The organism is Gemmatimonas groenlandica (assembly GCF_013004105.1).
GTDB lineage: Bacteria > Gemmatimonadota > Gemmatimonadetes > Gemmatimonadales > Gemmatimonadaceae > Gemmatimonas > Gemmatimonas groenlandica.
This window is the reverse complement of the sequence record NZ_CP053085.1, coordinates 3103784-3125463: the sequence shown is the minus strand read 5'-3', so window position 1 is coordinate 3125463 and position 21680 is coordinate 3103784. Positions and strand designations below refer to the sequence as shown.

16 protein-coding genes and 1 pseudogene are annotated in these 21680 nt (G+C 65.2%); 12 read left to right on the top strand and 5 right to left on the bottom strand.

Features of this window, described 5'->3' with window-relative positions:
- Positions 1-28 precede the first annotated feature (28 nt).
- Entirely contained in the window at positions 29-2689 is a 2661-nt protein-coding gene (locus HKW67_RS13165) for a PIG-L family deacetylase (protein WP_171225815.1), read from the top strand.
- Positions 2690-2804: 115 nt separating this feature from the next.
- Here the strand turns inward: HKW67_RS13165 and HKW67_RS13160 are convergent, their stop codons facing one another.
- The gene (locus tag HKW67_RS13160) at positions 2805-4487 is read right to left on the bottom strand and encodes a sodium:solute symporter family protein (protein WP_171225814.1); all 1683 of its coding nucleotides are present in this window, start codon (positions 4485-4487) and stop codon (positions 2805-2807) included.
- A gap of 308 nt (positions 4488-4795) precedes the next feature.
- On the opposite strand from HKW67_RS13160, the gene HKW67_RS13155 reads away from it, so the two are divergent.
- Together HKW67_RS13155 and HKW67_RS13150 are read left to right on the top strand one after the other, a co-directional pair.
- Positions 4796-6823: an ATP-binding protein gene (locus HKW67_RS13155; RefSeq protein ID WP_171225813.1), complete on the top strand. Its 2028-nt coding sequence runs from the start codon at positions 4796-4798 to the stop codon at positions 6821-6823.
- Positions 6824-6827: 4 nt separating this feature from the next.
- The gene (locus HKW67_RS13150) at positions 6828-7430 is read left to right on the top strand and encodes an ANTAR domain-containing response regulator (RefSeq protein ID WP_171225812.1); all 603 of its coding nucleotides are present in this window, start codon (positions 6828-6830) and stop codon (positions 7428-7430) included.
- 34 nt (positions 7431-7464) lie between these two features.
- Here HKW67_RS13150 and HKW67_RS13145 read toward each other — a convergent pair whose 3' ends face one another.
- On the bottom strand, positions 7465-8925 hold the full coding sequence (locus tag HKW67_RS13145; protein WP_171225811.1) for a M20/M25/M40 family metallo-hydrolase: 1461 nt from the start codon (positions 8923-8925) through the stop codon (positions 7465-7467).
- Between the two features lie 229 nt (positions 8926-9154).
- Between HKW67_RS13145 and HKW67_RS13140 the strand changes: the two genes are divergently transcribed.
- From HKW67_RS13140 to HKW67_RS22540, 3 genes and pseudogenes are all read left to right on the top strand, one after another.
- Positions 9155-10804: a TldD/PmbA family protein gene (locus HKW67_RS13140; protein WP_171225810.1), complete on the top strand. Its 1650-nt coding sequence runs from the start codon at positions 9155-9157 to the stop codon at positions 10802-10804.
- Positions 10801-11769 (top strand): annotated as a pseudogene (locus HKW67_RS13135) (metallopeptidase TldD-related protein); the annotation flags it as partial. The gene HKW67_RS13140 and the pseudogene HKW67_RS13135, both read left to right, overlap by 4 nt.
- A gap of 112 nt (positions 11770-11881) precedes the next feature.
- Complete coding sequence (locus tag HKW67_RS22540; protein ID WP_269141192.1) at positions 11882-12223, top strand: metallopeptidase TldD-related protein; 342 nt, start codon at positions 11882-11884, stop codon at positions 12221-12223.
- Between the two features lie 162 nt (positions 12224-12385).
- On the opposite strand, the gene HKW67_RS13130 is transcribed toward HKW67_RS22540, so the two are convergent.
- Entirely contained in the window at positions 12386-13093 is a 708-nt protein-coding gene (locus HKW67_RS13130) for a hypothetical protein (RefSeq protein ID WP_171225809.1), read from the bottom strand.
- 140 nt (positions 13094-13233) lie between these two features.
- On the opposite strand from HKW67_RS13130, the gene HKW67_RS13125 reads away from it, so the two are divergent.
- Positions 13234-14553, top strand: a complete 1320-nt coding sequence (locus tag HKW67_RS13125; RefSeq protein WP_171225808.1) for a hypothetical protein — start codon at positions 13234-13236, stop codon at positions 14551-14553.
- A 33-nt stretch (positions 14554-14586) separates the two neighbouring features.
- On the opposite strand, the gene HKW67_RS13120 is transcribed toward HKW67_RS13125, so the two are convergent.
- Positions 14587-15414, bottom strand: coding sequence for a GNAT family N-acetyltransferase (locus tag HKW67_RS13120; protein WP_171225807.1), 828 nt, complete (start codon positions 15412-15414; stop codon positions 14587-14589).
- A 17-nt stretch (positions 15415-15431) separates the two neighbouring features.
- On the opposite strand from HKW67_RS13120, the gene HKW67_RS13115 reads away from it, so the two are divergent.
- Positions 15432-15737, top strand: a complete 306-nt coding sequence (locus HKW67_RS13115) for a superinfection immunity protein (RefSeq protein WP_171225806.1) — start codon at positions 15432-15434, stop codon at positions 15735-15737.
- Here the strand turns inward: HKW67_RS13115 and malQ are convergent.
- The gene (malQ, locus tag HKW67_RS13110; protein ID WP_171225805.1) at positions 15734-17218 is read right to left on the bottom strand and encodes a 4-alpha-glucanotransferase; all 1485 of its coding nucleotides are present in this window, start codon (positions 17216-17218) and stop codon (positions 15734-15736) included. The genes HKW67_RS13115 and malQ overlap by 4 nt on opposite strands.
- 88 nt (positions 17219-17306) lie before the next feature.
- On the opposite strand from malQ, the gene HKW67_RS13105 reads away from it, so the two are divergent.
- The 4 genes from HKW67_RS13105 to HKW67_RS13090 all read left to right on the top strand — a co-directional run bounded on the left by HKW67_RS13105 (position 17307) and on the right by HKW67_RS13090 (position 21651).
- The gene (locus HKW67_RS13105) at positions 17307-19031 is read left to right on the top strand and encodes a sodium:solute symporter family protein (protein WP_171225804.1); all 1725 of its coding nucleotides are present in this window, start codon (positions 17307-17309) and stop codon (positions 19029-19031) included.
- Between the two features lie 17 nt (positions 19032-19048).
- A complete protein-coding gene (locus HKW67_RS13100) occupies positions 19049-19267 on the top strand; it encodes a hypothetical protein (RefSeq protein ID WP_206044415.1) in 219 nt (72 codons plus the stop codon).
- Positions 19268-19336: 69 nt separating this feature from the next.
- A complete protein-coding gene (locus HKW67_RS13095; protein WP_171225803.1) occupies positions 19337-20650 on the top strand; it encodes a vWA domain-containing protein in 1314 nt (437 codons plus the stop codon).
- A 32-nt stretch (positions 20651-20682) separates the two neighbouring features.
- On the top strand, positions 20683-21651 hold the full coding sequence (locus HKW67_RS13090; RefSeq protein ID WP_171225802.1) for a hypothetical protein: 969 nt from the start codon (positions 20683-20685) through the stop codon (positions 21649-21651).
- Positions 21652-21680 lie beyond the last annotated feature (29 nt).

Below are 21680 nucleotides of genomic sequence, written 5' to 3'. Positions count from 1 at the left end.
GGCGCTTCGGCGCACCCGAGTCCACCAGATGATGATGAGCGCCGCGGCTATTGCCGCGGCGCTTGTCGCTGGTGGGCGCACGATGTCCGCGCAGAACGTGACGCTCGATCGAGGCGCGGCGGCGCTTGGCTCCACGCTCGCGGGCGTCGGCACCACGGGCCGCGTGCTTACCATCGCCGCACACCCCGACGACGAAGACACGCCGATCATTGCGTGGCTCGCCAGGGGCCGTCATGTGGAAACGGCGTACCTCTCGCTGACCCGTGGCGACGGCGGGCAGAATCTGCTGGGCAACGAGCTGGGTGAAGCACTCGGTGCGATCCGCACACAGGAGTTGTTGTCGGCACGCCGCATTGATGGTGGCAAGCAGTACTTCACGCGCGCCTACGACTTCGGTTTCAGCAAGAACGCCGAGGAGACCTTTACGCACTGGCCCAAGGACTCGATTCTTGGCGACGTGGTGCGCGTGGTGCGCGCGTTCCGACCGCATGTGATGGTGGCGTTCTTCAGCGGCACGCCGCGCGATGGGCACGGGCATCACCAGGTGTCGGGAATGCTGGCGCGCGAAGCGTACGATCTGGCGGCCGACACGGTGCGCTTCCCGGTGCGGGGATTCGGACTGCCGTGGACGCCGCAGAAGTTCTATCGCAGCGCGCGTCAGGCACCCGATTCTGCCACGCTGCGCGTGAACGTGGGTGAATACGACCCGCTGCTGGGACGGAGCTACTACGAGATCGCGGCCGAGAGCCGCTCGCAGCACAAGAGCCAAGGGTTCGGTGTGTTGCAGCGGAAGGGCACGATTCTCGGCTTCCTGTCGCGCGAAGCATCGCGCGTGGGGCCTGAGAATGCGCGCGCGGAGCAGTCGTTGTTCGATGGCATCGATACCACGTGGACGGCATTGCGGAGCAAGCTCCCGAGCACCGCGCAGCCTGTGCTCGACTCGGCGTTGCGCACGATCGCGTCGGCGCGCGCGGCGTATCGCGCCGACGATCCGTCGTCGATCGTCGCCCCGTTGGCGCAGGCGCTGCGGCAGTTCCGCGACGTACGCAACGCCAGCGGCACTGGCCCCGGCATTCTGATTGCCGGTCCTCCGGGTGCGCCATCCAGCTTGTCGCGACGCGCCCCTGGTGAAGCGACGCCGGCGTTGTGGGACGCGTTGGTCACGACAATCGACCGCGCCGAGCATGCACTGGTGTTGGCGGCCGGCGTGGCGGTGGAAGCCACGGCCCCACGCGCCACGTTCCCGGTGCGCGAGCCGGTGAAAGTGGCGGTCAACGATTCGTTGCCGGTCACGATCACGGTGTTCAATCGCGGACATGCCGCCGTGCAGCTGGTGAACGCTTCGGTGGCGGGTCTAGGCCTGCGCCCCGGCGAAGCGGGTGACGTGACGATCACTCCCGACAGCGCCGCGGTGCTGAATCGATGGGCCGTGGCGTTTCAGGCCAACTCGCCGTGGTGGCGCGCCTCCGGCCGCAAGCAACAGGATTGGTTTCAAGTGCCGATCGACGCCCGCACCGAAGCGCAGCAACAGGAACAGCGCGCCACGATGGTGCAGGCGCGACTCATGATCGCTGGTGAAAGCGTGACGGTGAACGAACCGGTGGTGTATCGCTTCGCCGATCCGATCAAGGGCGATCAGCAGGTGCCGGTGTCGGCGGTTCCCGGCATCACGGTGAATCTGAGCAACGCCATGGAGTACATTCGCGCCGGCGTTCCGGTGGAGCGCTATGTGCCGGTGCGCATTCAGTCATCCTACCCCCACGACACCAAAGTGCTGGTCACGCTCGAACTACCCGAGGGCCTCAAGGCCGACTCCGTGGAGCGGGAGCGCACATTGGGTCCTGACGGGGTCACGATTCTCACCTTTCGCGTGCGCGGTATCGTGAAGGAAGGCCGTCTCCAATGGGTGGCGGTGGCGCTGCATGACGGTGCCATGAGTACCAACAGCGTGTACAACATTCAGTACGATCACATCACGCCCATGCGCCTGTACGGTGGCAGCGGCACGTACCTGTCGGCCGTGACCGTGAAGCTCCCGCCGCGCGCCCGCGTGGGCTACGTGAAAGGCGTCGGTGATACCGGCCTCGAGGCGCTCGAGCAGCTCGACGTCGCGGTGGAGAAGATCGAGCCGTCGATGCTGACCAGCACCGACCTGTCGCGCTTCACGAGCATCGTGGTGGGGCCACGCGCCTACGAAGCGAGCGACGTGTTGGTGCGCAACAACGCGCGGCTGCTCGACTACGCGAACAAGGGCGGCACGCTCGTGGTGCAGTACGGCGCGCAGGACATGAGCCGATTCCCGGGCGTCGTGCCGTATCCCATGCAGTGGACCCGTCCGGCCGCGCGCGTCACGATGGAGCAGGCACCGGTGACGGTGCTGCAGCCCACGAATCCGCTGCTGGTAGGCCCCAACCGCATCGGCGCCGCCGACTGGGCCGACTGGGTACAGGAACGCGCCACGTACATGCCAAGCACGTTCGACAAACGCTACACGCCGCTGCTGGCGATGAATGACCCGAACGAGCCGGTGCAACAGGGCGGCTTGCTCGTGGCTCCGTTGGGCAAAGGACGCTACGTGTACGTCACGCTGGCGCTGTTTCGGCAGTTGCCGAACGGGGTGCCGGGGGCGGCGCGGATACTGGCGAATCTGATCAACGGGCAGGCGGTCGGCGTTCCGCAGATACCTTAGGATCTCGAAACTGCCAACTGCTTAGGGTGCAGGAAGGAGGGTATCAGGAGGGAGGAGGCAGTGGGACGGCGTCGCCGTCCTGTTTCCTCCTCCCTGACACCCTCCTCCCTGCTTCCTAAGCCGTTGGCAGTTTCCGATCCCCCACGCTCAGCACCGACCCGACAACCACCACCACCACCGCCCCAATCACGTTGTGCCACAGGAAGCTCAAAGTGGGCACACCGAACGACACCGCGGCCACGGCACCCATGCCGCTGAGCAAGCCCACGAAAGCGCCGAAGGCGCGCGTGCGCGGGATCATGGCCAGAATGAACACGCCTAAAATCGAGCCGTAGAAAAATGACCCGAACCGATTCACGACCTCGATCAGGGAGCCAAGGTTGGCGGCGTACACCGCCACCACGCAGGCGAACACGCCCCACATGGCGGTGGCGGCCTTGGACACGAACAGGAAGTGCGCGTCGGTGCCTTCCTTCCTGAACCAGCGCTGATAGAAGTCCACCACACTCGCCGTCGAGAGCGAATTCAGCTCGGCGGCAATGCTCGACATGGCGGCGGCCAGCACGGCGGCGAGAAACACCCCGGCGAAGCCAAGGGGCAGGTGGTCGAGCACGAAGCGCGGAATGATGTAGTTCACGTCCTTCGATGCTTCGCCCGTGACGCGGCCCGCGGCGGCCAGCGCGTCTTTGCGCACCACGTTCACCGACGAGTCGGCGCTGCGGAACGCGAGCAGCGCGCTCTTCGTGGCCGCATCGGCGCCGTTGTCGATGTCCGTCGACGCCTCGCGGGCGGCCGCGCCGCGCTGGGTGATGGCCGCGGAGTAGCGCGCCTCGAGCGCCGCGAAGGTGGCCGGCTCCTTTTGCTGGACCTGCGCGCTGTGCTGCGGATTGAACAGCATGGGCGCCGGCGTGAACGTGTAGAACAGGAACACGAGCACACCGATCAGCAGGATCAGCGCCTGCAGTGGAATCTTCCAATAGGCGCTCATCAGCAGCGAGCTGCGTGCCTGATCGACCGACTTGGCGGCCAGATAGCGCTGCACCTGGCTCTGGTCGGTACCGAAGTACGACAGCATGAGGAACGTGCCGCCGAGGATTCCCGACCAGAATGTGTACGTCTCCGAAAGGTTGAACGAGAAATCGAACACGCGCAGTCGGCCGGTAGCGCCGGCGATTTCGAGCGCGTTGTCGAGCGGAACAGGCATGCGCATAATGAGCACGACAACGATCGCGACCAACGCCCCGACGATCACGAACATCTGCTTCACGTCGGCCCACGTCACCGCCTGCACACCGCCCAGTACAGTGTAGATGACCGTGGGAATGCCGATCAGCGCCACACACCACGTGATATCCCAGCCGAAAATGGCCGACAGTACGACGCTGGGGGCGGCGATGATCGTGCCGCACGACATGCCGCGCGAGAGCAGGAAGAGGAAGCTCGTCAGTGAGCGCGTTTTCGCGTCGAAGCGCTTCTCGAGGAATTCATAGGCCGTGTAGACTTTGGCCCCGTGCAGGAACGGCACGATGGTCACCCCGAGGATCACCATCGCGATCGGTAGCCCGAAGTAGAACTGCACAAAGCGGAGGCCGTCGGTAGCGCCTTGGCCGGTGGTCCCGATCAGCGTGACCGCCGACAGCTGTGTGGCCATGACCGATAGACCGACCGCCCACCATGGCAGACTGCGGTTGGCCAGAAAGTAGCCTTCGATGTTCGTGGTACCGCGCGTGCGGCGGAGGCCGTCGAAGACCACGACCGCCAGGTACACCGCCACGATGGCCCAATTGATCCAATGCATGAGGGCTCAGGGCGTGATCAGGGTGTACCGCGCCTGCAGGTACCAGAGCAGGGCGAGCGTGACGGCCTGCATGAGCAGAACGCGTCGGAGTGTCGAGCGGAACGAGGGAGCCATGGCACCAAAGTACTGAGCGGACGGACATCACGCTGTAGCGCCGCCGCGACCGATCGAGGGCGCGTTTGACCGTTGGGACCAATCGTCGCTAGTGTTGTAAGAGCAGCAGGCTCCGAATTCCCGAATGGTGAAGCGCCCCGATACGCGACAATGCGGTCGCCTGTGGGGTGTCTTGCCATGCGAGCGGTGAAAGCATGGCAGAACGCAGTTCGACGGACCAGGTGAAACCCACCGTGCCGGACGCGCCAGATCTGGCGCGTGCGACGGCATTGTTGGAGGCGCTACCGTCGGCCGCTGCGTTCTTTCTGCGTTCGGGGATGCTCTACGCCGTCAATGCATTGGGGCGCGAGTGGTTCGTGGTCGATGCCCGCGCACCGCTGTCGTCACAGCCGTCCAGCGTGGTGCTCCTGCCGCTCGGCGCGGCGGGCACCGCCCTGCTCAGCCGTGCGGTCGCGGGAAGCGCGCCGACCACGCAACAGATGCCCCTCGGCCGTGACGGGCGCGTCGTCGACGTGCGCGCCGTGCCCTTCGACGACGAGTTGCTGCTGTTCACGGCGACGGACGCGTCGGCGCGCGACGAACAGCGCACCGAGTCGGCGCGTATCGATCGAGAGCTGTCGGCGTTGATGAGACTTACGCCGTCGGCCGTGCGGATCACCGACCTGACCGGGTGCATTCTGCAGTCGAACGACGCGGCCAGCCTCCAGCATCCCACGCGGACGCCGGCGACTGTCCGCGAGTTATGGGAGTTCGACGCGCCGCACGACATCGCCAACAATCGTCCGCTGTCCTTTCTCGATGCCCCGGCCATGCGCGCGCTCGCCGGTCACGTGGTGCGAGGGCAACTGCTGGAAGTGCGCCGACTCGGCGCGCAGCGGGTGATCGAGTCCTTCGCAGCGCCCGTCCGAAACGAACAGCAGCAGGTCACTGGCGTCGTGCTGCTGGATCGCGACGTGACTGATCACCAGCGGCTCGAGCGCCAGCTGCACGAGCGCGAAGGGCGCGAGGCGGAACTGCAGGACCAAGTCACGCACGAGCGTGAGCATCTCGAGCGCCTCGTCGAGGAGCGGTCGCGGGCGCTGATCGAGTCGCATGAAGATCACCTGCGCGAGCGTCGCCTCGCAGCGGTCGGGCAGTTGGCGGCGGGCGTCATGCACGACGTGAACAACGCCCTCAATCCGATCATGGCGGCGGCGTACTTGCTCCGCCACTACGCCGAGTCGCCCGACGCCGTGCGTGACTATGCGGATCGCATCCAGAAGGCGGCCGAGATCGCGGCCGCGACCGCGTCGCGTGTCGGGCGCTTCATCCGCCAGGAGCCGGTCCATGCCGGCGGCGACGAGGCGCTCGACCTCTCGGCGATGGCCGAGGACGTGCTCGATCTCACCGAGCCGATGCGCTTGCGTCGATCCAGTGACGCCGGTGAAGTGCTGATCGTGCGGCAATTCGCTCCCATGGTCAGCACGCGTGGGCTCCCCGGCGAAATCCGTGAAGCGTTGCTCAACCTCGTGCAAAACGCGGTCGACGCCATGCCGGATGGAGGGACGCTCACCGTGCGGACGTTCGAAGAGGGGGCTGACGCCTGTCTCGCGATCCGCGACACGGGCGTAGGGATGAGCGCCGATGTGCGTGAGCGGGCCTTCGAGCCGTTCTTTACCACGAAGGGCTCGAAAGGCTCTGGACTGGGGTTGGCTGAGGTCTACGGGATCGCTCGCCGGCACCGAGGCACGGCGACCATTTCCTCCGTGCCGGGGCGCGGCACGGAAGTGACCCTGCGGCTGCCGCGCGCCGTGGGTATCGAGCCCGCCGACGCGGAGCCGGACGCCTCGTCGTTGCCGGTGGTCCCGCAGCGTATCCTCGTGGTCGAGGACCACGACGACGGGCGCGAGTTCCTGCGGCGTATCCTGCAGGCCGATGGCCATCAGGTGGATGCGGTGGCAACTTGTGCCGAAGCGCGCGAAAAACTCGCGTCCAGCGCCGGAATCCCGTACGATCTCATGCTGACGGATGTGGGGCTGCCCGACGGCAGCGGCTGGGACTTGGTGCAGTATGTTCGTCGCAAGGTGCCCGACGTCCGGGTCGGGGTGATTTCCGGCTGGGAACCCATTGCCGATACCGGCGAGTCGCACGGCGCGGAGTTTGTCCTCCGCAAACCGTTGCGCGCTGCCGAATTGCAGGCTCACATTGCGGGGCGTTCTGCTCCCGCTTCTACAACCGAGTAAGAATATGTCGGATCTGCCGTCGACCATTCGCGTGCTGGTGGCCGAAGACAACGCCCTTGAGCGGTCTACCCTCGTCGACCTTCTCGGCGCGCTTGGCCACATGGTGGTTGCCGAAGTCGAGAGCGGGACGGAGGCCATCGAGAAGGCGCAGCAGTTCACGCCCGATGCGGTGCTCCTCGACATGCACATGCCCGGCGCCAGCGGCGTGCAGGCGGCTGAAGAGATCGCGGCCGCGTTGCCCGGCACCGCGGTGGTGTTGATCACCGGCGATCTGTCGCTCACCCTGAGCACGGCCGACGTGTTGCGCAGCACGGCCGTGGCGCTGCTGCCCAAGCCGACGCCGCCGACGACGCTCGATGCCACGCTGCGCATGGCGGTGACACGGGCGCGTGAACTGCTGTCGGCCCGTCGCGAAGCCGCCGAAGCGAAGGCGCAGCTCGAAGCGCGCAAGCTGATCGAACGCGCCAAGGGCATTCTCATGCGCCGCACCGGCAGCAGCGAGCAGGAAGCCTATCGCATCATGCAGCGCAGCAGCCAGGATCGCTCAGTGCGCATGGTCGATATCGCGCGCGCCGTGATCGAGAGCGAACCCGGCATGAAGGTGTAACGACACGCTTCATGCCGGTGGCACCACTGGTGACTCAGGAAATCGGCTTGCCCGCGTTGGGGCCGGCCACCTGCTTCACCAGCTCGTACAGGAAATCGAGTCCGTCGTAGAAGCTCTTCACACGCAACTTCTCGTCGCGCCCATGCGCATTGGTTTCGCCGGGCGACGAGAAGATGCCGCTGACGCCGTACGTGGGGATGCCCACCGCACGCAGGCGATAGCCATCCGTGGCTCCCGTACTCATCGTGGGAATCACGGGCACGCCGCCGAACATCTTGTTCGTGAGTTGCGTGGTGGCCTGCAGCAAGGTGGCGTTGATCGGGCCCGGCGCGCCGTCTTTACGGTCCTCGCGTGATCCGGTGACCTTTACCGTCGCGTCGCCGATCACCTGCTCGAGCCTCGCCTTCACCTGCGTGCCGGTGCTCGTGGGCGCGATGCGGCAATTCACATTCGCCGTGGCCGTCTGCGGTAGCGCGTTGTTCGCGTGACCGGCAAAGAGTCGGGTGGCCACGCAGGTGGTGCGCAGCATCGAGGCATAGCGCGGATCGGTGGAGATAATGCGAGCCGCTGCCGTATCAGCGGGATTGGCCACCAACGCCTTCATCGCCGCGGCGAGCGACGGCATTTCCACCTTCGCCGTCTGCTCGAAGAACGGACGCGTGATGTCGTTCAGCTCAACCGGGAACGTGTACTTCTCGATGCGGGCGAGGGCATTCGCCAGCGAATAGATCGCGTTGTCCTTGCGCGGTACACTCGAGTGACCGCCGGTGTTGAGCACGGTCAGCGTGAAGTCGTTGTACACCTTCTCGGCCGCCTGAATGGAGTGGAACAGCGGCTTGTCATCCTGCAGCGTACCGCCGCCGCCTTCGTTGATGGCGTACTCGGCGTCGATAAGCTCACGATGATTGGCGATCAGCCAACTTACGCCGTTGTCGCCACCGCCCTCTTCGTCAGCGGTGAGTGCCAGAATGAGATCGCGCTCGGGCACCCAGCCTTCCTTCTTGTAGCGCAGCACATTGGCCGTAAGAATCGCCGCCATCGACTTGTCGTCGGCCACGCCACGGCCGAGGAAGTACCCGTCCTGCTCGGTCATGGTGAACGGGTCGCGCGGCCAGTCGGTGCGGATCGCCGCGACGACGTCGAGGTGCGCCAGCAGCAGGATTGGCTTGCCGCGCCCCTTGCCACGGTAGCGCACGATCAGATTCTGCTTGGCGGGGGCGCTGGCAGGGCCCACCAGGTGAATATCCCCGGCGGGGAAGCCTGCTGCCTTGAAGCGGGCCGCGACGGTCTGCGCGGCCTTCGTGACCGACCCCACGGAGTCCACCGTGTTGATCTCGACCATCTCCTTGTAGATCGCGCGCGCATCCTGCTGGGCCGGCGTGAGCGTGGTCGGGGCGCCGGGCGCCTTCTGGAGGATCTGGGCGGACAGGGCAAGCGGGCTCGTGACGGCGACAGCGAGTGCGACGGTCAGAGCGGGGCGACGGAGCAGGGACATGGTCGGAAAGGCTCCAACGACGAAACGTGAGGGACGGAACGCGCCGTGATGACGCGAGCCGGACTCGTGAAAGCTAAAGAGAAATCGATCGCGCGGCGTTCAGCCCACGGCGTTCAACAGGACCGCGGTCGGTCGCGTAAGTTGCTACGACCGTTGGTCCGTACCGGACCCGCCCATGGCACGCCCGTGAGCGGTCCGTGTCTCCTCCCGCCCTGCTCATGATCTGCTCATGACACGCTCCCGCCGCGATTTTCTCAAGGCAAGCGCCGCCGTGGCCGCCGGTGGCTTGGTCGCTACGCGATCGGCTTCCGCGCTGGCCCCCTCCGGTTCGCTGATCGCCGCCCCCGGCCTCATTTCGTCCGATTTGCCGTCGGCCGATGATCCGGCCATCAAGGCCCTTATGCAGGCGGCGCTCGACGTCGCGAAGACCGGTGGCGCCTCGTACGCCGACGTCCGCGTGGCGGCCCGCCGCCAGCAGAACGTGAATACGCGCGATCGCATCGTGCAGGGTGTGAGTGACACCGACACGTTCGGCCTTGGCGTGCGCACGCTGGTCGACGGTGCCTGGGGCTTCGCCGCCACCAGCCGTCTCGACAAAGACTCGGTGGCCACGGCCACCCGCGCCGCGCTCGAACAGGCCCGGGCCAACCGCGCCAGTCAGCTGCGTCCGGTGCAGCTTGCCCCCACGCCTGGCAATCAGGTGGGTGAGTGGAAGAGCCCCATCGAAACCGACCCGTTCAACGTCGCGATCACCGACAAGGTGGCGCTGCTGTTGGCCGCCAATGAGTCGGCGCTCAAGGTGAAGGGCATCCGTAACGTCACGTCGAGCATGTTCTTCCTGCGCGAAGAAAAATCGCTGATGACGAGCGACGGATCGTTCCTCGTGCAGACGATCTATCGCACCTCGCCCAGCATGTCCGTCACGGCGGTGTCGGCCGACTTCTCCGACTTCCAGACGGTGCAGAGCAGCGAGATTGCGCCGATGGGCCTGGGCTACGAGTGGGTGATCAACTCGAAGATGGCCGAACGCGCGCCCAAGTGGGCGGAGCTGGCGGTGCAGAAGTTGAGCGCCAAGCCGGTGGAGCCGGGTCGCTACGACCTGCTGCTGCACCCGTCGAATTTGTGGCTGACGGTGCACGAAGTGATCGCGCACCCCACCGAGCTCGATCGTGCGCTCGGTTTCGAAGCCAACTACGCCGGCACGAGTTTCATCGCGCCGCCGGCGCAGGTGCTCGGCAAGCTGCGCATCGGATCGGATCTGCTGAACGTGGTCGGCGACCGTGAGCAGAAGGGATCGCTCGGTGCGATCGGCTGGGACGATGAAGCCGTGAAGCCGGTGAAGTTCGACATCATCAAGAACGGCGTTTTCGTGGACTACCAGACCACGCGCGAGCAGGCCACGATGATGACCGACTACTACAAGAGCGTGGGCAAGCCGGTGCGCTCGTATGGTTGTTCGTACGCGCAGAGCTGGGCCGACGTGCAGTTCCAGCGCATGCCGAATGTGAGCATGGTGCCGGGCAAGAACGACAACACGTTCGAGAGCATGATCGGTACGATGGACAAGGGCATTGCGATCGTCGGCGATGGCTCGTTCTCGATCGATCAGCAGCGCTACAACGGACAGTTCGCCGGCCAGATCTTCTACGAAGTGAAGGGTGGCAAAATCGTGGGGCAGCTCAAGGACGTCGCGTATCAGTTCCGTACGCCCGATTTCTGGAAGTCACTGAAGGCGATCGGCGGCCAGAAGAGCTATGAACTCGGCGGCGCCTTCGGCGATGCCAAGGGACAGCCGGGCCAGTCGAACTCCGTGAGCCACGGCTGCGTGCCGTCGCTCTTCCAGCAGACCAACATCATCAACACCGGGAGGAGGGCGTGAGCGAATTCGGCCCCCGTTCTCTGTATACGCCGGCGTACGCGCCGGCTGGGATTCTCACGCGCGCCGAGGCGCAGGAGATCGCGCAGCGCGCGCTGCGCAACTCACCGGCGGAAGAGACACGCGTTTCGATCAACAGTGCGGCGCGTGCGGATACACGCTTCGCGTTGAATCAGGTCACCACGTCGGGTGAGAACCAGGACACGCAGGTCACGATCACGGCGTACTCCGGCAATCGCGCGGCGAGCGTGAATACCAATCGTCTCGACGAAGCCTCGCTCGCCGCGGCGGCGAAGCAGGCGTACGAGATCGCGAAGCTGGTGCCGCCGAATCCGGAGCGCATGCCGGAGCTTGGCGCGCAAACGTATCCGGCACCGCGCGAGCGCAGCATCACGCTGCCGTCACCGACGGAGCGTGCGGCGGCGTCGAAGATCGTGACCGAACTGGCGCGTGCGAACGAACTGATCGCGACGGGCTTCATCGAGTGCCGCGCAGGTGCATCGGCGCTCGCGAACTCGAAGGGATTGTTCGCCTACGACTCGAGCTCGTCGGTCACGATGACGACCACCGTGCGCTCGCCCGACGGCACCGGCTCCGGCTGGGCCTGCACCGATGGCAACACGTTCTCGGATCTCGATCCGGCGCGCGTGGCCGCCACGGCCGTGCAGAAGGCCAAGGACTCGCGGAATCCGGTGGCGATCGAGCCAGGTCGCTACACCACGATCCTCGAACCCACGGCGGTGGGCAATCTTGTGCAGTTGATTGCCGGTGCCATGCAGGCACGCTCGGCCGATGAAGGTCGCTCGTTCTTCTCGAAGCAGGGCGGCGGCAACAAGATCGGCCTCAAGGTGGTCGACGAGCGTGTCACGCTGCTCACCGACCCGGCCGATTCGCCAAGCACGAGTGGAGGCTACGACGGCGACGGTATGCCGCTCGAGAAGATCACGTGGATCGAGAACGGCATGGTGAAGAACCTGAACTACGATCGCTTCTGGGCGCAGAAGCAGGGCGTGCGTGCCGCCCACGCGCGCCGGCGGTGGTGGTGGCGGAGGCGGTGGCGGCGGGGCACGCTCGCTGCGCATGGTGGGCGGCACCACCAGCGTGGCCGACATGATCAAGAGCACGGAGCGCGGTATTCTGGTCACGCGCTTCTGGTACATTCGCGGCGTCGATCCGCGCACGATTCTCTACACGGGGCTCACGCGCGACGGCACGTTCCTGATCGAGAACGGCAAGGTCACGCGCCCGATCAAGAATTTCCGCTTCAATGAGTCGCCGATCTTCTTCCTGAACAATCTGGAAGCGATGGGCCCGACGATCCGCATCAATGCGTCGGAAAACCTCAGCGCGGGCGGCGCGGTGTACATGCCGCCGATCAAGGTAAGAGACTTTACGTTCAGCTCGTTGTCGGATGCGGTGTAGGCGGTAACTGCAACTGCCAACAGCTTAGTGAGCAGGGGGGAGGGTATCAGGAGGGAGGAGGCAGGAGCACGGCGCGCCGTTACTCCTTCCTGCCCCCTGATACCCTCCTTCCTGCTTCCTAGGGAGTTCGCAGTTGCGAGTTCTCAGCTACGCGTTAACGCATCACACCGCGTTCACGAACGCACACCCGGCTTCCTCAGCCATCACGTTCGCAAATATCCCGGACGGCTGCAGGATCACGCCGGGAATCAGGAATGACTTGGCTTTCTCGCGCGCCTCGGCCGGCTTGAGTTTGTCCTGCTTTGCCACCGTCGAGACGATCTGATTGAACGCCATACCGCAGCCGAGCACGATGGCACCGTTGGCCATTTGTTTGTCGAGCAATAGTGCGCTGAACGAGTTCTGCATATCGGTGCTGGCGTTGGACAGCATCGGATTCGACATCGCCCACTTCTTGCCCTTCTCGTCCTTCAGCTTGAGCTCCTTGCCGACGCCGTAGGTGGCCCAGAACTCGCTGTTCATGGCCAGCGGAATCGCGGCGTGACGAATGACGATGACCGTGCTCAGGTCACCCGGCGCGAGCTTCAGCACCTCGGTGTACTGGCGTCCCCAGATCCCGGCGCGGAAGATGCCGACACCGTCGCGAATCTCCGGCACGTCGAACATTGCCTTGTGTTTGCCGGTGACTTTCTTCGTCCAGCTGGTGTCCCACGTTTCGGCGCGGGCCTGCTCCCAGGCTTCCAGCTCCTCGGCCACGGTGTCGAGTGGCAGCGCCGTGGGTTCAGCGGCGTGAAGCGCCGAGGATGCTGACGCCAGCGCTGCCGCGCTGAGGCCGGCCGTTTTCAGGAAAATGCGACGGTCGCTGCTCATGGAGGACTTTGTAAGGAAAGGAGGGTGGGGAAACATTGTGTAAACGATTTGTGTACCTCGTGCTGTCTGCTTGATGATGGCGTCGGGACTGAAGAAAGTCACGGCGCTGCAGCTTGTCCCGCCTCCCTTCCCCCCTTCGAATGCCTTTGCGTCCCACGTTGCTGTTGGCCCTGCTCCTCGTGATTGCCCCCGGAGCAGCAATGGCGCAGCCCACGGTCCCCAGCACGCCAGCCGTGCCGGCCGTTGCCCCGGATACGTCGCAGGCCGCGGCGGTTCGCGTGTACCTCGACTGCCAGAGTAGTCGCTGCGACTACGATTTCTTCCGCGACCAGATGCGGTGGGTGAACTTCGTCCGCGACCGGCTGGTGTCGGACGTGCTGTTGCTGGTCACCTCTCTGCGCACCGGTTCCGGAGGCTCGGAGTATACGATTGCGGCGATCGGGCAGTCCGCCAATCGCGGCCGTGCCGATACCGCCGTGGTGTTCGTGGCGCCGAACGATGCGGACGATGTCGTGCGCCGACAGCTGGCGCGAACCTTCTCGCTCCTGCTCGGGCCCTACGCCGCGCGGACGCCCCTCGCGTCGCGCCTTACGTTGAACTACGCCGCACCAACCACCGCGTCGGCCAGTCCCAAGTCGGTGAAGGACCCCTGGAATTTCTGGGTCTATCGTGTGTCGGTGAACGGATTTGGCAATGGGGAGAAACGGCAATCGTTCGTGAACGGCTTCTCCACGATCAGCGCCAATCGCGTGACGCAGTCGCTGAAGGTGAATCTCAGCGCGAACCTTGGCTACGACCAGAGCCGCTTCGAGCTCGGCGACGGCGAAACCTTTACGAACATTCAGCGCAACTACGGCGGCAACGCGCTGCTTGTGAAGAGTCTCGGCGACCACCTCTCGGCCGGTATCACCGCCAGCTCGCAGTTCTCCGACTACAACAACTACGATCTCAACCTACGGGTCACGCCGGCGCTCGAGTACAACGTGTTCCCGTACAAGGAATTCACGCGCCGTCAGCTGACCGCGTTCTACGCCGTCGGCATCGCGTCCATGCGCTATCAGGACGTCACGATCTACGATCGCACCACGGAAACGCGTCCGGTGCACAATCTCACGGTGGCGTGGAACGCGCGGCAGCCGTGGGGATCGGTGAACATGTCCCTGTACGGCTCGCAGTATTTGCACGACGTGAGCTACAACAGCTACGGTATCAGTGGATTCACCGACCTGCGCATCGCCAAAGGACTCGCGATCAACGTCGGCGGCAACTACTCGCGCGTGAACGATCAGCTGTATCTGCGTCGCGGGGCGCTGTCGGACAACCAAGTCATCGCGCGACAGCAGGCGTTGGCGACGAACTACCGCTTTTTCGTTCAGCTGGGCATGAGCTACACGTTCGGCTCCATCTACAACACGGTGGTCAATCCGCGCTTCAATGGACGCGGTGGCCAGCAGTTCTAGCGGGTTCCATTACGGTGCAGCGCTGGGCGCGGACTACGCGCCCAGCGCCCACTTGATCCGCGTGTAGGCCAAGCGAAAGCCATTGCGCTCGGCATTGCGTTGCGACGCGCTACCGGGCAGGGCACCCATCACAGCGAGATCGCAACCCTGTTCACGCGCGAACGCCAATCGCGCCGACAGCAGGGCGTTCTGCGCGCCGCGCCGACGTGCCGACGGAATCGTGCTCGCACCGGCGAGCACCGCCACACCGTCGTGCATATGCAAGCTGCCGGTCGCGATCGGTTCACCGAGCGACTCGGCGAAGAACGCGTACGTATCCGCCGCGCGGGCGCTTACCTCACCCATCGCGCGCACGAACTCCACGATCTCCGGCGACTCTCCCCACCCGCTGGCCGCGACCGCCGCCCAGTGGTCGGCCTCTCCGTCACGCGCGCGCCGCACCATGACGTCGGTGCTTGCCGCTACGCCCGCCGCTATGCTCGCCGCGTCGATCGGCTGAACGAGCACGCTGGTGAGTTCGATCGGGTGATATCCGCGCGACGAGAGCAGCGCGAGTACCGAGGGATCCACGGTGGGACTCACTTCGTGCATCACGCCCGCACCGCGCTCGAGGAAGAAGGCTTCGAGGGTATCCATCAGCATGGCCGTTGGCGTTTCTGCGACACCGAGTCCGAACGTTTGCGTGAGCGGCGAGCCCACGCCGTCAAACAGGGCGAGGGTGCCGCCGACATCGAGCAGCGTCGCGCCCGACGCCGGATCGACCGCGGCGCGCGATTGCACGAATGCGGCGTTGGCGTGCCCCTCGGCGCGCTCGATGCGGCGGGCCAGCGCGAGATCGGCGAACGGAAAGCTATGGCGCATGTGTCTATATTTGAGAGATGGTGCCCGTTTTGCTACTCCAATCGCTCGAGCCCCCCGCTGACTTCACTGGTGCGTACACCGGTGGTGGCGTCCCCAAGGGTTTCGTGATGGTCATTGCCTGTTTCGGCGTGTATATCCTGCCGTCGATGCTGGCCTGGAGGCGTGGCAGTTCACGCAAATGGAAGATTACCGCGATCAACCTGCTGCTGGGATGGACGGTGATCGGCTGGATCGTGTCGATGGTGCTCACCTACGCGTACGAGCCGCCCCCCGCTGGCGAGGCGGACGAGGAGCACGTGCCAGGCGGCGCGCGCCCGCGCTAACGGCCGTACGTCTCTGCCAGCTCGCGCATCCGCGCGGTGAGCGCGGCGGGAAGCTGGTCCCATGAGAAGCGGAAACCCCAGTTGCCTGACTGACGACCGGGGAGATTCATGCGCGTGTCGCTGCCCAATCCGAGTACATCCTGCAGCGGTACGAGCGCGGTATTGGCCACCGACGCCAAGGCCGCGCGCATCAGAGCCCAGTGAATATCGCCGCCGTCCGTATTCAAATACTGCCGCGCGAACGCTTTCTCCTGCTCGACCGCTTCCGGATCGCGCGTGGAATCACCGGCGCCCGACGAATTCCACCAGCCAACCGTCGTGTCGTTGTCGTGCGTGCCGGTGTACACCACAAGTTCCCGCAGATAGCGATGCGGACTGAACTCGGACGCGGGGTCGCTGAAGGCGAACTGCAGAATCGCCATGCCCGGATACTCGAACTGTGCGCGTAACGCTTCGACTTCGGGCGTGATGAGTCCGAGGTTTTCGGCCACGATCGGCATCGGCCCCAGCGCTGCCGTGAGCGCCGTGAAGAGCGCCGCGCCGGGTCCCTGCACCCAACGACCGTTCTCGGCGGTGGTGTCATCGGCGGGGACTTCCCAGAATGCCTCGAATCCGCGGAAGTGATCGAGACGCACTGCGTCGAACATCGCAAGGGACGCGCGCATGCGCTCGATCCACCAGCGATAGCCATCGTGCGACATCGCGTCCCAGTCGTAGAGGGGATTGCCCCAGAGCTGACCTGTCTTGCTGAAATAGTCCGGCGGTACGCCGGCCTGCACGACGAGCGTGCCGTCGTCGTGCAGCTTGAACAGCGCACGATTCGCCCACACGTCGGCGGAATCGTGGGCGACGTAGATCGGCACGTCGCCCATGAGCTGGATGTTCTGCGCCGCGCAGGCGTTGCGCAGCGCCTGAAACTGCCCGGCGAACACATACTGCTCTTTGTAGCAGCGCTCGATGCCGGGGCGCAGCTTCTCGCGCCACGTTCGCAACGCCTCCGGGTCGCGCTGTGCTGCACCGCGTTCCCACGCGGTCCACGAGGCACCGTCGTGCGCCTGCTTGAGCGCCATGAAGAGTGCGTAGTCAGGCAGCCACGATTCTTGCTCGCGCACGAAACGGCGTACCGCCTCGTCGAACGGAATCGTGCCGAGCCACGCATCGAGCAGCGCGCGTTTGGCCGGGATCACGGTGCCGAAGTCGCACACGTGTGCCGAGTTCGGCTCCGTATCGTGGCCGAAGTGCGCGCGAGCCTGCTCGGGCACGTGGATCAGCAATGGGTTGCCGGCGAAGGCCGAGAAACACTGGTAGGGGCTGTCGCCGTATCCGGTGGGACCGAGTGGGAGCACTTGCCAGATCTTCATGCCCGCGTCGGCGAGCCAGCGAACGAATCGAAATGCATCGGGGCCCATGTCTCCGATGCCACCGGGAGACGGCAGGGACGTTGGATGCAGCAGGATGCCGGCGGCACGCGGGAATTGCATTGATGGATAATAATCTTGACATGCAGCACAGGGGGGTGTTTGATGGCGAGCGGGCGTGCCCCGTTGTTCCCCTCTCGTGCCTTCGCTCATGACCCAGATCACCGCGTTGGACTACGTTGTGATGGCCATCTACTTTGCCGTCGTGCTCGGCATTGGCTGGGCGTTGCGGCGGAGGATGCGCACGTCGAACGACTTTCTGCTGTCGGGGCGATCGCTGCCGCCATGGGTCACGGGGTTGGCGTTCCTCTCGGCGAATCTCGGCGCGCAGGAAGTGATCGGCATGGGTGCGTCGGGCGCCAAGTACGGCATCGCGACCGCTCACTTCTACTGGATCGGTGCGATTCCGGCGATGGTATTCGTCGGCATCTTCATGATGCCGTTCTACTACGGCTCGCGGGCGCGATCGGTACCCGAATATCTCAAGCTTCGTTTCGACGAGAAGACTCGCACGCTGAACGCGTTCGCCTTTGCCGCGATGACGGTGTTCTCGAGCGGCGTGTCGATGTACGCGATGGGCAAGCTGTTGAATCTGCTGCTGGGATGGGACTTCGACACGAGCGTGCTGGTGTCGGCCGGTATCGTGCTGGCGTACGTGCTGCTGGGCGGTCTCACCAGCGCGATCTACAACGAAGTGCTGCAGTTTTTCATGATCGTGTTCGGCTTCGCGCCGCTGGTGTGGATCGGCCTGCGCAATGTCGGGGGATGGGGTGGCCTGACCAGCAAACTCGCCACCACGGCCACCGAACGAGGACTACCCGAGTACGCCTACACGCACGCGTGGCAGGGCATGGGGTCGGCCTCCACGAACTCCATCGGTATCGAGTGGTTCGGCATGGTGATGGGGCTCGGTTTCGTGCTCTCGTTCGGCTACTGGTGCACCGACTTTCTCGTGGTGCAGCGTGCCATGGCGGCCGATTCGATGACCGCTGCGCGCCGCACGCCGCTCATCGCGGCTGTACCCAAGATGCTGTTCCCGTTCCTCGTGATCGTGCCCGGCATGATCGCGCTGGCGATGGGCGACAATATTATCCCACCCAAGCTCACGGAAGCCGGCACGCCGTTGATGGACAGCCTGGGCCATGTGGTGCTCGACTACGATCTCGCGACGCCGATGATGCTGGTCAAGCTGTTCCCCACCGGCATGCTGGGGCTTGGACTCACGGCGTTGATCGCGTCATTCATGTCGGGCATGGCGGGCAACGTCACCGCGTTCAATACCGTCTGGACGTACGACATCTATCAGGCCCACGTCAAGAAGTCGGCAAGCGACGAGCACTACCTCTGGATGGGGCGCGCCGCGACGGTGGGCGGCATCGCGCTGTCAGTGGCGGCCGCGTACGTGGCCGGCGCATTCAACAACATCATGGAGTTTCTGCAACTCGTGTTCGCGTTCGTGAACGCGCCGCTGTTTGCGACCTTTGCGCTGGGCATGTTCTGGAAGCGCAGCACCGGACACGGTGCGTTCTGGGGACTGGTGGCAGGAACCATCGCGCCCGCCATTCATCATGGGATCTCGCTGGCAGCGGGCTCCTCTCCCGGTGTGAAGGGAGGGTACTTCGCCACGCTCATCACGTACCCGAGCGAGATGGCGCAGACCTTTTGGACGGCGATCGCGGCGTTCACGACCTGCTTCCTGGTCACGATCGTCGTCAGTTTGGCCACCGCGCCGCGCCCCGACCGTGAGCTTGAAGGACTCGTGTATTCTCTGACGCCGAAGCCGGTGGATGATGTGCAATACTGGTATCAGCGACCGTCGGTGTTCGCGGTGGGTGTGCTCACGTGCACGGTCGTGCTCAACGTGCTCTTCTTCTAGCGTCGGGGGACTCGCCTGTGAGTGGTGCTGCCAATCTCGACCTTCGAATGCCGATCGGCGTGCTCTTTCTCTTGCTCGGCGCGATTCTGGCGGTCTTCGGACTCGTAACCAGCGCGGATACGGCCATGTATGCCCAATCCGGCGGGATCAACATCAACTTGGTCTGGGGCGTGGTGATGGTGCTGTTCGGGGGCATCATGACCGCTCTCGCGGCGATGGCCCGTCGTCAGGTGTAGGGCGCGCCGGCGGCCACTGTCAGACCCCGTTCGCACTGTACAGACATCCTCCAACGCGGAGTTTGTCTGATGGATGCCGTCCTACTCGTCGATCACCAGCCTATCGCCCCGCCCGCCGGTCCGGCCGGCGTGGTGGTCCGGGCCCTCCTGACCATCTCCGGCACGGTGCCGGTTCACCGCCAGCGCACCCCGCTGGCGATCTCCCTCGTACTCGACCGGAGCGGGTCGATGGACGGCGACCGATTGGAGGCCGCCAAGGCCGCTTCGATCAGTGCCGTCGAGCGTCTGCATCCCGATGACGTGGTGTCCGTCATCGCCTTCGACGGACAGGTGGACGTCGTGGCACCGCCCGCCCCGCGGGCCCGCCAGGTCCAGCTGGTGCAACAGGTGAGCGACATCGACAGCGGCGGCAGCACGAACCTGAGCGGTGGCTGGCTCCGCGGTCGCCAACACATGGAGCGGGCGCTCGGGATGCTCGGCTCCCTCGAGGGATCGTCGCGCCGCATCGTGTTGCTCACTGATGGACATGCCAATGCCGGCATCACCGATCCGTCCACGTTGGTCGAGCTGGCCCGAACCGCCCGCGCGATGGGGATCACCACCACCACCATTGGTGTCGGCGAAGGTTACGACGACGACCTCTTGCGTTCGATGGCTGACGCCGGCGGCGGCAACAGCTGGTATGTCGAGCGTCCCGATCAGGCGCAGGATGTACTCGCCGAAGAGATGGGGAATCTGCTGTCGGTCTCGGCGCAGGGGCTCTCAGTCACGCTGACGCTGGAGGACTCGGTGGCGGTGTTTGCCACGCATTCCAGCTGGCCCGCGACCTCGGTGGCGAACACGTTCACGTTCGATCTGGGCGATCTCTACGCGAGCGAGCCCAAGCCAGTCCTGGTCGAACTGTTCGTGCCGGTTGATCGACTCGAGGCGCTGGCCGGCAGTGGAGCACCGATCGCGACGTTGGTCGTGTCGGCCGACGTACTCATCGACGGCGGCGGGGTGGAGCGTCGCGCAATGACCCTCGGTGTGGCGGCGTCGCTGGAAACGCAGTCCACGCTGGTGCCGGCGGTCGAGCATGCTGTGCTGCTAGCTCGGGCCGCCAAGGCCCGCGAGGAGGCGGCACGCCGTCAGCGGGAGGGCGATGCGCTGGGTGCGGAAGACGAAATGCGGATGATGGTGAACTCGCTTTCGAGCAGCGCGCTGGCGGAGCATCCCGAATTTGCCGACGACCTTCAGGCGCAGGCGCAGGACCTCCAGGGGCTGGCGGAGCGCTACGAGAGTCGTGCGTTCAGCGAGGTCGAAGCCAAGTACCAGATGCAGCGCAGCTACAACGCCCGACGTGGGAAAAAGCAGAATGACCACCTGTTGAGACGGGAGCCGTAACGAGCGGGAGTGTCGGGCCGTAGATTTCATCTATGCGCCCGACACTCCTCGTTACTTCGGCGTTGCTGTTGGCCGCAGTGCTGACCCCCCTTCACGGTGGGACACGCCTCGCGGCTCAGCGGCAGCCCGCGCCCCGTCGCAACAGCGACCGCCTCGTCGCGGATCCGGCGCCATTGGCGGCGGTGACGACGCTGCTCGAGATCGATCGTGCCTTCTCGAAAACGAGCAGTGACCTCTCCATGCGTGCAGCGCTCGACGCGATGTTCGCCGACGGCGTGATCGCGCCGTGGCAACGCGGCGAGATCGTGAAGGGCAAGGCGGCCGTCATACGCGCCATGCTGCAGTCGCCGGACAGCGTCGCGAAGCTGTCGTGGGCGCCGATTCGCGGTGGCGTCTCGGCTGACGGTCTGCACGGCTTCACCTTCGGCTATCTCGCCGCCGAGCATCCTGATGGCCGTCTCTCGCATTCCAAGTACATGGCGTACTGGGTGCGCGAGCCGCGCGGGTGGCGCGTGGCCGCGTGGAAGCGCCGCCCTATCGGTGCTGCGCCGCTCGCCTCCGAGCCGCACGCACCGTCGCTGCCATCCCGCATCGTGAAACCCACCACCAACACCGACGTGGTCGCGCGTTACTACCGCAGCCTTGTGAATGCCGAAGCAGGCTTTTCGCAGCTCGCGCAGCGTGTGGGCCTGTCGCGCGCGTTCGCCGATATGGGCTCCGACGATGCCGTGAACATGGGCGGCCCCGACGATCCGCAGTTCGTGGTGGGTGCCGCCAACATCGCGCGGGCGGTGGCACCGGTGAATGGTGATTCGCCGGCGACGATCACGTGGGGTGCCGATACGGCGCTGGTGTCCTCGAGTGGCGATCTTGGCATCACCTTCGGCGTCATCCGCCCCAAGGTGCAACAGGATCCCAGCGCCCCCAGTCCTGGTTCCGCGTTCTTCACGATCTGGCGGCGCGCCTCGCCGTCGGCGCCCTGGCGGTACATCGCTGAATGAGCGTCAACTCTTCCATCGCACATCCGGAC

What these genes read in the sequence shown, in the direction of transcription:
- HKW67_RS13165 (WP_171225815.1), top strand. Translation starts at nt 29, where the DNA reads ATGATGATGAGCGCCGCGGCTATTGCCGCGGCGCTTGTCGCTGGTGGG.
- HKW67_RS13160 (WP_171225814.1), bottom strand. Translation starts at nt 4,487, where the DNA reads ATGCATTGGATCAATTGGGCCATCGTGGCGGTGTACCTGGCGGTCGTG.
- HKW67_RS13155 (WP_171225813.1), top strand. Translation starts at nt 4,796, where the DNA reads ATGGCAGAACGCAGTTCGACGGACCAGGTGAAACCCACCGTGCCGGAC.
- HKW67_RS13150 (WP_171225812.1), top strand. Translation starts at nt 6,828, where the DNA reads ATGTCGGATCTGCCGTCGACCATTCGCGTGCTGGTGGCCGAAGACAAC.
- HKW67_RS13145 (WP_171225811.1), bottom strand. Translation starts at nt 8,925, where the DNA reads ATGTCCCTGCTCCGTCGCCCCGCTCTGACCGTCGCACTCGCTGTCGCC.
- HKW67_RS13140 (WP_171225810.1), top strand. Translation starts at nt 9,155, where the DNA reads ATGACACGCTCCCGCCGCGATTTTCTCAAGGCAAGCGCCGCCGTGGCC.
- HKW67_RS22540 (WP_269141192.1), top strand. Translation starts at nt 11,882, where the DNA reads ATGGTGGGCGGCACCACCAGCGTGGCCGACATGATCAAGAGCACGGAG.
- HKW67_RS13130 (WP_171225809.1), bottom strand. Translation starts at nt 13,093, where the DNA reads ATGAGCAGCGACCGTCGCATTTTCCTGAAAACGGCCGGCCTCAGCGCG.
- HKW67_RS13125 (WP_171225808.1), top strand. Translation starts at nt 13,234, where the DNA reads ATGCCTTTGCGTCCCACGTTGCTGTTGGCCCTGCTCCTCGTGATTGCC.
- HKW67_RS13120 (WP_171225807.1), bottom strand. Translation starts at nt 15,414, where the DNA reads ATGCGCCATAGCTTTCCGTTCGCCGATCTCGCGCTGGCCCGCCGCATC.
- HKW67_RS13115 (WP_171225806.1), top strand. Translation starts at nt 15,432, where the DNA reads ATGGTGCCCGTTTTGCTACTCCAATCGCTCGAGCCCCCCGCTGACTTC.
- malQ (WP_171225805.1), bottom strand. Translation starts at nt 17,218, where the DNA reads ATGCAATTCCCGCGTGCCGCCGGCATCCTGCTGCATCCAACGTCCCTG.
- HKW67_RS13105 (WP_171225804.1), top strand. Translation starts at nt 17,307, where the DNA reads ATGACCCAGATCACCGCGTTGGACTACGTTGTGATGGCCATCTACTTT.
- HKW67_RS13095 (WP_171225803.1), top strand. Translation starts at nt 19,337, where the DNA reads ATGGATGCCGTCCTACTCGTCGATCACCAGCCTATCGCCCCGCCCGCC.
- HKW67_RS13090 (WP_171225802.1), top strand. Translation starts at nt 20,683, where the DNA reads ATGCGCCCGACACTCCTCGTTACTTCGGCGTTGCTGTTGGCCGCAGTG.